The sequence below is a fragment of the Bradyrhizobium sp. CB1717 genome, assembly GCF_029714325.1.
Taxonomy (GTDB): Bacteria; Pseudomonadota; Alphaproteobacteria; order Rhizobiales; family Xanthobacteraceae; genus Bradyrhizobium.
The window spans coordinates 4,259,658-4,272,973 of the sequence record NZ_CP121666.1 but is presented as its reverse complement, the minus strand read 5'-3'; the positions used below and the strand labels follow the sequence as shown (position 1 = coordinate 4,272,973).

Annotated in this window: 10 protein-coding genes; 2 read left to right on the top strand and 8 right to left on the bottom strand. The window is 65.0% G+C overall.

The window, feature by feature from the left end; all coding sequences use genetic code 11:
• Positions 1-54: 54 nt before the first annotated feature.
• The 7 genes from QA649_RS20300 to QA649_RS20270 all read right to left on the bottom strand — a co-directional run bounded on the left by QA649_RS20300 (position 55) and on the right by QA649_RS20270 (position 10,284).
• Positions 55-849 (bottom strand): NUDIX domain-containing protein, encoded by a 795-nt coding sequence (locus QA649_RS20300; RefSeq protein ID WP_283025718.1) that lies wholly within the window; start codon positions 847-849, stop codon positions 55-57.
• Between the two features lie 4 nt (positions 850-853).
• A complete protein-coding gene (locus tag QA649_RS20295) occupies positions 854-1,807 on the bottom strand; it encodes a dihydrodipicolinate synthase family protein (protein WP_018647302.1) in 954 nt (317 codons plus the stop codon).
• Positions 1,808-1,914: 107 nt separating this feature from the next.
• Complete coding sequence (locus QA649_RS20290) at positions 1,915-2,793, bottom strand: SDR family oxidoreductase (protein ID WP_283025717.1); 879 nt, start codon at positions 2,791-2,793, stop codon at positions 1,915-1,917.
• A gap of 177 nt (positions 2,794-2,970) precedes the next feature.
• Positions 2,971-3,831 carry a MaoC family dehydratase gene (locus tag QA649_RS20285; RefSeq protein WP_283025716.1) on the bottom strand — a complete coding sequence of 287 codons (861 nt, stop codon included), beginning with the start codon at positions 3,829-3,831 and terminating at the stop codon, positions 2,971-2,973.
• Between the two features lie 284 nt (positions 3,832-4,115).
• Entirely contained in the window at positions 4,116-4,505 is a 390-nt protein-coding gene (locus QA649_RS20280; protein ID WP_091957356.1) for an OB-fold domain-containing protein, read from the bottom strand.
• Entirely contained in the window at positions 4,505-5,662 is a 1,158-nt protein-coding gene (locus tag QA649_RS20275) for a thiolase domain-containing protein (RefSeq protein WP_283025715.1), read from the bottom strand. The genes QA649_RS20280 and QA649_RS20275 overlap by 1 nt, the downstream gene beginning before the upstream one ends.
• A 1,130-nt stretch (positions 5,663-6,792) precedes the next feature.
• Complete coding sequence (locus QA649_RS20270; protein WP_283025714.1) at positions 6,793-10,284, bottom strand: indolepyruvate ferredoxin oxidoreductase family protein; 3,492 nt, start codon at positions 10,282-10,284, stop codon at positions 6,793-6,795.
• Between the two features lie 281 nt (positions 10,285-10,565).
• On the opposite strand from QA649_RS20270, the gene QA649_RS20265 reads away from it, so the two are divergent.
• Positions 10,566-11,792 (top strand): c-type cytochrome, encoded by a 1,227-nt coding sequence (locus tag QA649_RS20265; protein WP_283025713.1) that lies wholly within the window; start codon positions 10,566-10,568, stop codon positions 11,790-11,792.
• Positions 11,793-11,919: 127 nt separating this feature from the next.
• Here QA649_RS20265 and QA649_RS20260 read toward each other — a convergent pair whose 3' ends face one another.
• On the bottom strand, positions 11,920-12,564 hold the full coding sequence (locus tag QA649_RS20260; RefSeq protein ID WP_283025712.1) for a trimeric intracellular cation channel family protein: 645 nt from the start codon (positions 12,562-12,564) through the stop codon (positions 11,920-11,922).
• A 166-nt stretch (positions 12,565-12,730) separates the two neighbouring features.
• On the opposite strand from QA649_RS20260, the gene QA649_RS20255 reads away from it, so the two are divergent.
• Positions 12,731-13,123, top strand: a complete 393-nt coding sequence (locus QA649_RS20255) for a hypothetical protein (protein WP_283025711.1) — start codon at positions 12,731-12,733, stop codon at positions 13,121-13,123.
• The last annotated feature ends 193 nt before the right edge of the window (positions 13,124-13,316 follow it).

Genomic DNA, 13,316 nt, shown 5'->3' with positions numbered 1-13,316 from the left:
GACGGAACCTAGCGCGTCCGCAGGCGCCAATACTTCGTTGCGTGTCGAAGTGTATCAGCCGACCGCGCCGACCTCGAACACCTCACCGTCATAGCCGGCCTCGCGGGGAATGCGGAGCTGGCGGCCGGTTTCGGTCTTGGTCATCACAGGCATCACCGTGACGATCGACATGCCCTTGGCATGGTCGAGCGCGGACTTCACCGTCGGCTGCTTTGCCAGCCGGATCAGATTGCGCGTGGTCGGGAACGGCAACTTGAAGCGGCCACTGTCGCCGCCCTCCACGGCCTCGCGCGCAGAGACCCAGATCGAGTCGGTCGATTCCCTTCCGTCGTGCGCACCGAGCTGGTCGGGCGGTGCTGCGGCGAGGAAGAACCAGGTGTCGAAACGCTTCGGCATGCCCTCCGGCGTGATCCAGTGCGCGTAGGGCACGAGCGTGTCGAGCGCGAGCTGGAGGCCGTTGTCGGCGAGGATGCTGAGGAAGCTGATCGTGTGCTCGTTGAGCGCAACGCGGTGCTTGTCCGCGATCTCGCCCGCACGCCTGGCATCAACAGGCGCGCCCGTGTCCTTCGACCGCGCCAGCAGGATGCCGCTCTCCTCAAACGTCTCGCGGATCGCAGCGATCCGAAAACCGCGGTCCGCGTCGCTCAAACCCTCGCCGCCTGAGTAGAGGTCGGCGCGGGCGACGATCTCGTTGTCGCCGGCATCGACGCTGCCGCCCGGAAACACCAGCGCGCCCGAGTTGAACTCGATCTGATGATGGCGGACCATCATGAAGACCTCGACCTCCTTTGCGCCATCACGGAGCAGAAGGATGGTCGACGCCGGGCGTGACGCTGATGTCTCGGCCATTCGACTAACCTGCGGCGCTGGATTGCGGGCCGAGATTGGCGCGCTTGTCGAAGCGGGCGACGCGCGACAGCAGATAGTCGACCTCGGCCTTCGCCGTCGCCGTCATCGTCGCGCCGGGCTTGCGCTGCGCGCTGGAGGCGATGATGCCGCGCTTCTGCAACACATATTTGCGCACGGTGAGGCCGACGCCGGGCTGCTGCTCGTAGCGGATCAGCGGCAGATGCGCGTCGAACAGATCATGCGCGGCATCGCGCTTGCCGGCCTTGGAAAGATTCACGACGTCGATCAGAAGCTCCGGGAAGGCGTAGCCGGTCATGGCGCCGTCGGCGCCGCGCTCCATCTCGAAGTCCAGGAACGTGCCGCCATTGCCGCAGAGGATCGAGAGCGGGCGGAGGGAACCGTCCTTCTGGAAGCCGCGCAGTGTCGAGATCTTCTCGAGGCCCGGCCAGTCCTCGTGCTTGAGCATCACGCAGTTCGGATTGTCCATGACGATCTTGCGGATCACGGCGGGGGTGAACACCACTTGCAGGGTGAGCGGATAGTCCTGGAGCACCCAGGGCACGTCGGGCCCGATGGCTTCCGCCGCCTGCTTGAAATAGCCGACGATCTGGTCGTCGGTGCGAAGCGAGGGCGGCGGCGCGATCATGACGCCGGCCGCGCCGGCGTCCATCGAGGCCTTCGCCAGCGAGCGCATGGTGGCAAAACCCGGCGCGGAGACGCCGACGATCACCTGCATCTTCTTGGCGCGCTTGACGTAGCGGACCGCCACCTGCTCGGCCTCGGCGGCATCGAGCTTCGGGGCCTCGCCGAGGATGCCCAGCACCGTGACGCCGTCGCAGCCGACCTCCTCGTAGAAATCGGTCAGGCGGTCGATCGAGCGCTCGTCGATCCGGCCGTCATCGTGGAACGGTGTCGGCGCGATTGCGAAAGTGCCCTTGGCGTCGGCGGTCAGTTTCATCAGTCTCTCTCTTTCTCCGTCATTCCGGGGCGGCTCGCAGAGCCGAACCCGGAATCTCGAGGTTCCGGGTTCGATGCTTTGCATCGCCCCGGAACGACAACAATGGCCTAAAACCTCCGCGCGCCCATCTTGATCTGCTCCTCGGAGAAGAAGATCTCCTTGGCGTGATCGACGATATCCTGGGCGTTCCAGCCCGAGTGCGGCGGTTTCCAGCCTTCCATCTCCATCATCCGCATTTCGCGCACGCCGCGGGGCCCCGACACGCCCAGCACCTTGCCGGTCTGTTCGCCCGACAAGTCGCTGACCATGTATAGCACGGCCGGCGCGATGCCGTCCGGCCCCAGCGCCGCCGAGGGGTTCTCCTTATAGCGGGGCAGGTCTGCGGTCATGCGGGTCAGGGCGCCCGGGGCCAGGGTCCAGATCCGGATGTTGTACTTCCGGCCCTCGATCGCCAGCACGTTGGACAGGCCCCAGATGCCGCCCTTGGCGGCGCCGTAATTGGTCTGGCCGAAATTGCCGATCAGGCCCGATGTCGAGGAGGTGTTGACGATGACGCCGCCGCCGTTTTCCCGCATCCAGCGAAACACCGGCATGGTGCAACAAAAGGTTCCCTTCAGGTGGACCTTGATGACCTTGTCCCAGTCGGCCTCGGAGGCCTTGGCGAAGGTCTGGTCGCGCAGGATGCCGGCGTTGTTGACCAGGATGTCGGCGCGGCCGAAATGCTTGATGGCGTCGTCGAACACGGACTGGCCGCCCTCCATGGTGGAGATGTCGGCGCCGTTGGCGACCGCCTTGCCGCCTGCCGCCTTGATCGCATCCACCACCTGCTGCGCCATCGAGGTGTCGGCGCCGGAGCCGTCGCGGGGCCCGCCGAGATCGTTGACGACGACCGAGGCCCCTTCCCGCGCGAACAGCTTGGCATAGGCCTCACCGAGCCCGCCGCCGGCGCCGGTGATCAGCGCAACCTTGCCGTCGAGTAGTCCCATGGTGGCTTCTCCCTGTTTGTTTTTTCTTACCTCGCCCCGCTTGCGGGGAGAGGTCGATCGCGTAGCGATCGGGTGAGGGGGTACAGGTCTCACTACCGTCACGGCTCGTGGTGAGAGCCCCTCACCCCACCCTCTCCCCGCAAGTGCGGGGCGAGGGAGTGAACCGCCCGTGCCCGTCTAACCCAGCACCGTCTTGCCGTTCTTGATCACGGTGACGCCGCGCGACTTTACCTTGGCTTCGAACGAGATCGTGTTGCCGTCCTTCCAGAGGTCCATGGTCACGGTCTCGCCGGGATAGACCGGGGAAGAGAACCGCGCGACGTGCTGGCGGAAGGCGCTCGCGTCATAGTCGGCATAGGTCTGCAGCACGCCGCGGCAGGTGATGCCGTAGGTGCACATGCCGTGCAGGATCGGGCGCGGGAAGCCGGCCTTCTTGGCGAATTCGGGATCGGAGTGCAGCGGGTTGCGATCGCCGCAGAGGCGATAGACCAGCGCCTGGTCGGGCCGCGTGACGATGTCGATGATCTTGTCGGGGCTGCGCGAAGGGATCTTGTGTGGATCGGGCTGGGTCAGGTTCGGCCCGCCAAAGCCGCCGTCGCCGCGGGCGAAGCGCGAGGCAACCAGCGTCGCCAGCTTCTCGCCCTTCTCGTTCTTCAGCACGGTCTGGTGCGCGATGACGACGCCCTTGTCCTTGCCCTTGTCGTAGACCTCGAGCACGGAGGAATCGGCAGTGATGTGGGCGGCGACCGGCAGCGGCTGATGGAAGGTGATATCGCGCTCGCCGTCGACCACCATCACGCGGTTGAGGTTCATCTCGCCCGGCCCCGAGCCCCACGCGGCAACGGACGCAAAGGTCGGCACCACCTTGAGCGGCCGCGGCGTGAACGTTCCTTCGTTGACGAAGGCGAGCTCGTTCTCGTCCATGGGATCGGCGCCGAGCCCGATGCCGTAGGCGTAGAGCATCACCTCGCGATCGCTGTAGGCATATTTCTGGCCGAGATTCTTCAGGCCTTTGAGCTCTTCGTATCTGGCGGACATTTTTCTGGTTTCCTCCCGGATGTCTTCGGCACCGCCAGTTGAAGGGCCCTCTCCCCTTGTGGGAGAGGGCAGCGAGGACGGTGCGGCAAACTCATTTGGGTGAGGGGTTGCTTCCTCAGCAAAAGTCTCTCTGCGGAAAGAGACCCCTCATCCGGCGCTTCGCGCCACCTTCTCCCACAAGGGGAGAAGGGAAGAACTCGTAGGATGGGTAGAGCGAAGCGAAACCCATCATTGCCAGCGTTGGTGGGTTTCGCTTCGCTCTACCCACCCTACGCAGCGTCGCCCTACGCCACCGTGAAGAACGGCAGCGGGGCGCCATCCGTCGGCTTGAACACCACCTTCACCTTCTGGCCGATCTTCAGCTTCTCGAGATCGCAGTCGACGAAGTTGGTCTGCACCGACGGCCCCTCCTTCAGCGTGACGTAGCCGATGGCGTAAGGGCCGGTCGGCGACTTCCGCATCAGGCTCCAGGTGTAGATCGTGCCCTCGCCCGACGCCTCTTCCCACACCGTCTTGTCGGAGTAGCAGAACGGGCAGATCGAGCGCGGGAAGTAGTGCGCTTCGCCGCAGGCGGTGCAGCGCTTGATCATGAACTTGCCTTGCTTCGCCGCATCCCAGAACGCGGCGGTTTCCGGATTGGTCACCGGGGCCGGATATTTCTTTGCATCTACCATCACACGCGCTCCAGAATGGCCGTCGAGGCGGCGTGGCGAACACCCAAGAGGCCGCCGGTGCCGTGGGCGATGGCGAGATCGCAATTCTTGACCTGCACCTTCGGATGGGCCTCGCCGCGCAGCTGGCGCACGGCCTCGATGATCTTGGTCATGCCGCCGCGGTTGACGGGATGGTTGCTGCAGAGGCCGCCGCCGTCGGTGTTGAACGGCAGCTTGCCGACGCCCGAGATCAGATTGCCGTCGGCGACGAACTTGCCGCCCTCGCCCTTCTTGCAGAAGCCGAGGTCTTCGAGCTGCATCAGCACGGTGATGGTGAAGCTGTCGTAGATCGAGGCGTATTTGATGTCCTTCGGCGTGATGCCGGCTTCCTCGAACGCACGCGGGCCGGACCAGACGCCGGCCGAATACGTGAGGTCGAGATCCTTGCCGCCGCGCGGGCCCTTCATCGCTTCGCCATGGCCGATCAGCTTGACCAGTGGCTTCTTCAGGCTCTTGGCAATCTCGGGCGTCGTCACGATGAGCGCGCCGCCGCCGTCGGAGACGACGCAGCAATCCATGCGGTGCAAGGGATCGGAGATCATCGGCGAGTTCAGGACGTCCTCGACGGTGACGACGTCTTTCAGCATCGCATGCGGATTGTATTGCGCGTGATGGGAGGCCGCGACCTTGATCCAGGCAAGCTGCTCGCTGGTGGTGCCGTAGTCGTGCATGTGGCGCATGGCACACATGCCATAGGCATTGTGCGTGGTCGCGCCGTAAGCGGATTCGAAATCGACCTCGGCGCCGGCCGCGCGCGGCGGCATTGCGCCAGTGCGCGGCTTGCCGGCGAGCGTAACCAGCGCGATCGAGCACTTGCCCGCCGCGATCGCCTCAGCGGCATGGCCGAGATGGATGATGTAGGAGCAGCCGCCGGTTTCGGTGGAATCGACGTGGCGAAGCTTCTTGGTGTTCAGGCCGAGATAATCGACCATCGGCCAGGCGCCGCCGGGCGCATCGCCCGCGCAGAAATAGCCGTCGACGTCGTCCTTGCTGATCCCGGCATCCTCGATCGCGCCCTTGGCGACCTCGGCATGGAGCTGGGCGGTGGATTTGTCCGGCGCATGCCGGGTCGGGTGCTCGAAAATCCCGGCAATGTAGGCCTTGCCCTTGATGGTCAAACTCAGGTCTCCGCTCGCGTTTCTTCTTGGCTCTTTTTTCTGAACCGCACCGGCCAGATTGGCAAGCGCGGAAATATTCCGTCGGGCGAGAGGGCAGCGGGTGGGCGCAAGTCCCCCGCCCCGTCATCCTGAGGTGCGAGTGGCGCGATGCAAAGCATCGCGCCGGGAGCCTCGAAGGATGAACGGCCCGGCCATCTCGACAGCCGCGCCGCGACAGGCGGGCCGTCGTCCTTCGAGGCTCGCCGAAGAGGCGAGCGCCTCAGGATGACGGTCAGATATGGCTCGCCGCCTCAACATCGTCATTGCGAGCGCAGCGAAGCAATCCAGGACTCTTTCCGCGGAGACAGTCTGGATTGCTTCGCTACGCTCGCAATGACGGCCAGACACACACCACCGCCGTCTCGCGGCGCGTGTCGCCCGAGTTTTGCTTCCGTCTTGCTCCCCTCCGAAAACAGAGGGCGCAGGGAAGACCGGGTGCCGGCTGGCACCCACGGTCCACTGTGCGATAATTGCGCTACGAAGAGCTGCACAGCGGCATACAGGTGAAGCCAAACAACCGGCCTTCCCTGCGCAGTGGCTTTACGGCTTATGTCGCGCTCTCCCCGGGGAGCGATGCACTATTGCCCCCGTCGCCTTGCGAGCGACCCGCAAGACTTGACGCACAGACCCCGGGCGTCAGGACCACACGATTTTGCCGTACGCGAGACCGCGCCCGTCGTGCGCGAGACAGTTGCCCGCGCGACGCAGCCCGCGTCCACCGCCACTCACCCCGCGTTTCGTGACGATCGCGATACGCCCCTTCCGAGGGGATGAGGTGGCGGACGGATACGACAATTCCGAATTTCGGTAAAGCGGAATGTTTTTGCGCAAGCGGATTGACCCGCGGCATGGTGTTTTGCCCGGCGGGCGACGCAAGGGATGGTGTCGCAGGTGCCGTAGGGTGGGCAAAGGCGCAACGCGCCGTGCCCACCATCTCGCCGGCATCAGTCCCGAAGACGTGGGCACGCTTCGCTTTGCCCACCCTACGAGACTTGTGCTTGTAGCCCGGATGGAGCGAAGCGCAATCCGGGGATTTCATCCGCGGACGCGGCTGTCCCGGATTACGCTTCGCTCCATCTGGGCTACGGGGGCTACTCCGCAGCGATCTGCCTTGGCGCGGACGGCGGGCTCGCCAGATCCGCGGCAAGCTGGGCGTAGCGAGCCTTGGCGTCCTGAACCGCCTTCTCCTTTACCGGGCCGTAGCCGCGGATGCGGTCGGGCAGTGAGAGGAGCTCGACGGCCGTGTCGACCGTGACCGGCGACAGCAGGCCGAGCACGGTGGCGACGTCCTTCTCGTAGCCGGCGATCAGGTCGCGTTCGAGCTTGCGGTCGGCGCTGCGGCCGAAGATGTCGAGCGGCGTGCCGCGAAGGAACTTGAACTTCGCCAGCATGCGGAAGGCGCTCAGCATCCACGGGCCGAAGGCGCGCTTCTTCGGGCGTCCCAGCGCGTCGACACCGGACGCCAGAATCGGCGGCGCGAGGTTGAAGCTGAACTTGATGTCGCCCTCGAACTGGTCGCGGAGCTGCTGCGCGAAGGCGCCGTCGGTGAACAGGCGCGCGACTTCGTATTCGTCCTTGTAGGCCAGCAGCTTGGCGTAGTTCACCGCGACCGCGCGCGGCAGCGCATCGCCATAGCCACCCTGCTTGGCGGCATCGCGGACCTGATCGACCAGCTTGCGATAGCGCTTTGCGAGACGGGTGTTCTGGTAGGCGACCAGATGCTTGGCGCGGTGCTCGATGACCTCGTCGAGAGTCATAGCGTCCAGCGTCCTCGGCGCAACCACCTCGTCCGTCCCCTTCAGCATGTCGGCAAGGCGCTGGGGATCGGCGACCGCGAGGCGGCCGAGGCGGAAGGCTTCCTTGTTCATCTTGATCGAGACGCCGTTGACCTCGATGGCCTGCTCGATCGATTCCGCGGATAGCGGGAACAGCCCCTTCTGATAGGCATAGCCCATCATCATCATGTTGGTGGCGATGCTGTCGCCGAGCAGCTCTTCGGCCGGCCTGGTGAAGTCGAAGAACACGGAGTCCTTGTGCAGCGCGGTCTCCAGCACCGCATTGAGCTTGCGGGTCTGGAAGTTGAAGTCGCGGTTGAGGATGAAGTCGGCGGTGGGGATGACGTGGCTGTTGATGACGCCGCGGGTGCGGCTACTGTCGCACAGCGAGATGGTGTCCTTGGCGACCGCGACCACCTCGTCGGCGGCAAGCACGAGATCGGCCGTGCCGGTGACGATGCGCGAGCAGGTCACCTCGGCCGGATGGTCGGACAGGCGGACATGGCTGAGCACCGCCCCGCCCTTTTGCGCGAGGCCCGACATGTCCAAAATCATCGAGGCCTTGCCCTCGATATGGGCGGCCATGCCCAGCAGCGCGCCGATGGTGAGAACGCCGGTGCCGCCGACGCCGCCGACGGCAATGTTGTAGGGCTTGTCGAGCGTCGGGCGCGACGCGGGCTCCGGCAGCGCGCCGATGTCACCGAGATCGGCCGGCGCGCGATGGCGCGGCTTGCCGCCGTCCACGGTGACGAAGGACGGACAAAAGCCCTTCACGCACGAATAGTCCTTGTTGCAGGACGACTGGTTGATGGCGCGTTTACGGCCGAACTCGGTCTCCAGCGGCTCGACCGAGATACAGTTCGACTGCACCGAGCAGTCGCCGCAGCCCTCGCAGACCGCCGGGTTGATCATGACGCGGCGCGCCGGATCCTCCATCAGGCCGCGCTTGCGGCGGCGGCGCTTCTCGGCGGCGCAGGTCTGCACGAAGACGATCGCGGACGTGCCCTTGTATTCGCGGCACATCTTCATGACGTTCTGGAGCTCGTCGCGGTGATATTTCTTCACGCCGGGCGCGATGGTGTCGGCCGGATAGGAATCCGGGTTCTCCGAGACGAGGTAAATCTCGCTGATGCCCTCGGCATGAAGCTGCGCCATGATCTTCTGCGGCGAGAGATCGCCGTCATGGCGCTGGCCGCCGGTCATGGCGACGGCGTCGTTGTAGAGGATCTTGTAGGTGATGTTGGCCTTGGAGGCGATCGACTGGCGGATGGCGAGACTGCCGGAATGGAAATAAGTGCCGTCGCCGAGGTTCGCAAAAATGTGGTTCTCGTTGGTGAAGGGGGCGATGCCGACCCACGGCACGCCCTCGCCGCCCATATGCGTGAAAGTCTCGGTCGAGCGGTCCATCCACAGCGCCATGAAGTGACAGCCGATGCCGGCGAGCGCACGGCTGCCTTCGGGGACCTTGGTCGATGTGTTGTGGGGGCAGCCGGAGCAGAAATACGGGGTGCGGGAGACCGGCGCCGTCGCCTGCATCTGCGAGGCCTGACGGCCGTTGAACCAATCGGCCTTGGCGCGGAGCATCTCGGCGATCTCGGGGTTGAGATCAAGCTTGAGAAGCCGCTCGGTGAGCGAGGTCGCAAGCGAGGCGACGCTGAGCTCGGCGGCGAAGGTCAGGAAGCGCTTGTCGTGCTCGTCCATCTTGCCGACGATGCGCGGGCGCACGTCGTCGCGCCAGTTGAACAGCACCTGCTTGACCTGGTTCTCGACGATCTCTCGCCGCTCCTCGACGATGAAGATTTCTTCGAGGCCGACGGCGAATTCGTGCACGCCTTCCGGTTCCAGCGGCCAGGGCATGCCGATCTTGTAAAGGCGAAGGCCGATCTTGGCGGCGACCTGCTCGGTGATCCCGAGCTCGCGCAGCGCCTGGCGAACGTCCTCATAGCTCTTGCCTGATGCCATGATGCCGAAGCGGGCCTTCGGCGAATCCATGGTGACGCGGTTGACCTTGTTGGCGCGCGCAAAGGCGATCGCGGCAAAGCCCTTGTAGTCCTGCAGGCGGCGGTCCTGCTCGAAGCGGTCGTCGGGCCAGCGCAGGTTGAGGCCGCCGGGCGGCAGCTCGAAATCGGGCGGGATGATGAAGGGCTTCATCTCGTCGGTGAGGTCGATCTCGGCGGTGGTCTCCACCGTCTCCGTGATCACCTTCATGCCGACCCAGCAGCCCGAGTAGCGCGACATGGCGATGCCGAGCAGGCCCATCTCGATCATCTCGTGGATGCTCGAGGGATAGAGATACGGCATCAAGGCCGACATGAAGGCGTGGTCGGATTGATGCGGGACGGTGGAGGATTTCGCGCCGTGGTCGTCGCCGGCAAGGCACAGCACGCCGCCGTTCTTGGCGGAGCCCGCGGCATTGCCGTGGCGGAACACGTCGCCGCAGCGGTCGACGCCGGGACCCTTGCCGTACCAGATGCCGACCACGCCGTCGTATTTGGCGCCGGGCGAGAGGTTGAGCTGCTGCGAGCCCCAGACCGCGGTGGCCGCGAGGTCCTCGTTCACGCCGGGCTGGAACTTGATGTTGTACTGTTCGAGATGCTTGCGGGCGGCAAAGAGCTGCTGGTCGTAGCCGCCGAGCGGCGAGCCGCGATAGCCGGAAATGAAGCCCGCGGTGTTGAGGCCATTGGCGCGGTCGCGCCGGATCTGGGCCATCGGCAGTCGCACCAGGGCCTGGATGCCCGTGGTGAAGACGTGTCCGGTCTGCTGGGTGTATTTTTGATCGAGACTGATCGGACCCTGGTTGATGCCCATTCTTGTCCTCATCCGCCCTTTTGAGCGTTTGGCTGCCTAAGCCGTTGCCTGCCCGTCGTTTTTAGCTAGGGCGCGCCGACCACCTCTGCCACTCTATGTCGGATATTTAACGCAGCGCATCACAAATCTGGACCAAACGATGCGCCGGGTAAAAATCGCAATTTCGTGGCTGCAAAGGCATCGGGCATTTTCAATTTGTGTCACCATACCCCCGCCGTCGCGAAATGAATTGATGCTCGTTTCACGCGGGTGCGGTCGATTGGTCGCAGGAGAGGCTTTCGATGCGGACGATTCTGGCTGGCTTGGCTCTTGCGGGGTTGGCGTTGTGCAGTGCGGTTGGAGGCGCGGCCCGTGCCGCCGAACCGTCGCCGGAGCTGATCGCCTATGGCAAGACGCTGGTCGAGGCCGGCGACTGCGCGGGCTGTCACACCGCCGATCCGGCAAAGCCCTTCGCGGGCGGCAAGCGCATCGACACACCCTTCGGTGCGGTCTATGCGCCGAACCTGACGCCCGACCGCGACACCGGGATCGGCGCATGGACGGATCCCGATTTCACCCGCGCCCTGCGCTACGGCATCGCGCCTGATGGATCGAACTATTATCCGGCCTTCCCCTACTCCTACTTCACGAAGATGACGAAGGACGACACGCTGGCGATCCGCGCCTATCTCGGCACGCTCGCACCCGTGGCGAGCCGCAACAAGCCGCCGGAGCTGCGCTGGCCGTTCGGCTACCGCGGCCTGATGCGGATCTGGAACGCCGTCTATTTCAAGCCCGGCCTGTTCGAGCCGGATCAGAACCAGAGTGCGGCGTGGAACAGAGGCGGCTATCTCGTCACCGGTCTTGGCCATTGCGGCGCCTGCCACACGCCGAAGAACTATTTTGGCGCCGACAAGCAGGCCCAGGCGCTGTCGGGCAACGAGGTCGGGGGCTGGTACGCGCCGAGGCTCGATGGCGCCGCGCGCACCGGGCTGAAATCCTGGAGCGAGGCTGATATCGCGGAGTATCTGCAAAGCGGACGCAACGCGAAGAGTCATGCCGACGGTCCGATGGCCGAGGTGGTCGTCAATTCCACGGCGAAGATGAGCGATGCCGATGTCCGCGCGATCGCGCTGTATCTGAAAAGCCTGGCACCGGCACGGCGCGAGACGATCGTGACGCCGCCCGACGATGCCGAGATGAAGGCCGGCCAGGCGGTCTACGCCAAGCTCTGCATCGCCTGCCACGAGGCCGACGGCTCAGGCGCGCCGCGGATCTATCCGCCGCTGCCGGGCAATGCGCTGCTGCAATCGGTCAATCCATCCTCGACCCTGCGCATCATCCTCGACGGCGCCTATACCGTGACGACGCCGCGCGCGCCGAACACCGGCGAGATGCCGGCCTATGCCAAGACATTGTCCGACGGCGAGATCGCCGCGGTGACGAACTACATCCGCAACTCCTGGGGTAATGCCGGCCCGCTGGTGACGCCGTCGCAGGTGGCAAAGGCGCGGAAGGAGGAGCCGTAGCTCATCGCTGCCTCCCTCTCGTCATTGCGAGCGCAGCGAAGCAATCCAGAGTCCCTCCGCGGAAAGATTCTGGATTGCTTCGCTACGCTCGCAATGACGGCGTGGATAGAGTGAGGCGATGTAACCTCTACCGCTCCTCATCCTCCGTGAACACGAATTTCGGCATCTCCCATTTGTAGCGCACCGCGAGCAGGCGGAAGCTGATGCCGAGGACGAAGGTCAAGATGGTCCAGAGCTCCGCGTTGAGCTTGAGGCCGAAGGCGGTAGCGTAGAACAGCCCCGTCACCACCGAGACGCTGGCATAGAGCTCGGAGCGGAACAGCAGCGGCACGTCGTTACAGAGCACGTCGCGGAGGACGCCGCCGGCACAGCCCGTCACCATGCCGGAGACGATGACGATGGGCAGCGTCGCATCCATCTGCCAGGCGACGTCGCAGCCGGTCATGGTGAAGACGACGAGACCGATGGCATCGAGCACGATGAAGGCGACCTTCAGCCGGTGCACGAGACGCGCGATCAGGATGGTGATGAAGGCGGCGCCGCCGGCCAGCGCGAGATAGACGGGGTTCTGCACCCAGGCCAGCGGATAATGTCCGAGGAACAAATCGCGCAGCGTGCCGCCGCCGAGCGCGGTGATGCAGCCGAGGAAGCAGACGCCCAGCCAATCCATGCTGCGACGTCCGGCTGCGAGTGCGGCCGTCATGCCCTGCGCGGCCACCGCGACCAGCGACAGGAAATGCAGCACGGTATCGGTTGGTGGCAGGCTCCACATCGCCGTGTTCCCTCCTCCCCGCGATGGAACTTAAGCCCGGGGCTCCCGATGGAACAGGTTCCCGATTCCCGACGCGGGGGCAACATGAGACGAAAGCATCAGACCAGGCGGAACGGAATCTCGCAGCTGAGGGTTGTCCCGGCGCAATAACCGAGGAGACCAATCGATGGCTGACGACCGTTTTCCCAACGATCCGTATCGCCCGAACCTCGCCGACGATGAGTATCTTCGCGCGGCACGCCGGGATGCCGACCTTCAGGCCGATCCCGAGCTTGGCGAAGGCCCTGCCTCCAGCGGCAAGATCGCACTGTTTGCCGTAGCCGTCGCCCTGGTGCTCGGCGCCGTGTTCTACGGCCTGAACAACACCACCACGGGCAACCAGGCGAGCAACGAGCCGACGTCGCGGACTGCTCAGCAGACGGCGCCGGCCAATCCGGCCGCCCCTCCCGGCATGCGTGACGTAACGCCGCGCAACAACACCGAGCCGGGCACGACCACGGGTGCTGCGCCGACCAAGCCGGCCCCGGATACGCAGAAGCCGTCTGACGGCGCGAAGTAACAACGCGACGGTCGTCGCGTAAGACACAGCTGTCATCGCCCGCGCAGGCGGGCGATCCAGTACTCCGAGGCAGCAGTGATTCATCGATCGGCCGCGGCGCACTGGATGCCCCGCCCCCCGTGCGCAATTGCGCACTAGGCGGGGTATGACACCAAGAGGATGAGAGAGCGGCGGGACTCAAAAAAGTCCCGCC

What these genes read in the sequence shown, in the direction of transcription:
- QA649_RS20290 (WP_283025717.1), bottom strand. Translation starts at nt 2,793, where the DNA reads ATGGGACTACTCGACGGCAAGGTTGCGCTGATCACCGGCGCCGGCGGC.
- QA649_RS20255 (WP_283025711.1), top strand. Translation starts at nt 12,731, where the DNA reads ATGGCTGACGACCGTTTTCCCAACGATCCGTATCGCCCGAACCTCGCC.
- QA649_RS20270 (WP_283025714.1), bottom strand. Translation starts at nt 10,284, where the DNA reads ATGGGCATCAACCAGGGTCCGATCAGTCTCGATCAAAAATACACCCAG.
- QA649_RS20265 (WP_283025713.1), top strand. Translation starts at nt 10,566, where the DNA reads ATGCGGACGATTCTGGCTGGCTTGGCTCTTGCGGGGTTGGCGTTGTGC.
- QA649_RS20295 (WP_018647302.1), bottom strand. Translation starts at nt 1,807, where the DNA reads ATGAAACTGACCGCCGACGCCAAGGGCACTTTCGCAATCGCGCCGACA.
- QA649_RS20300 (WP_283025718.1), bottom strand. Translation starts at nt 849, where the DNA reads ATGGCCGAGACATCAGCGTCACGCCCGGCGTCGACCATCCTTCTGCTC.
- QA649_RS20285 (WP_283025716.1), bottom strand. Translation starts at nt 3,831, where the DNA reads ATGTCCGCCAGATACGAAGAGCTCAAAGGCCTGAAGAATCTCGGCCAG.
- QA649_RS20280 (WP_091957356.1), bottom strand. Translation starts at nt 4,505, where the DNA reads ATGGTAGATGCAAAGAAATATCCGGCCCCGGTGACCAATCCGGAAACC.
- QA649_RS20260 (WP_283025712.1), bottom strand. Translation starts at nt 12,564, where the DNA reads ATGTGGAGCCTGCCACCAACCGATACCGTGCTGCATTTCCTGTCGCTG.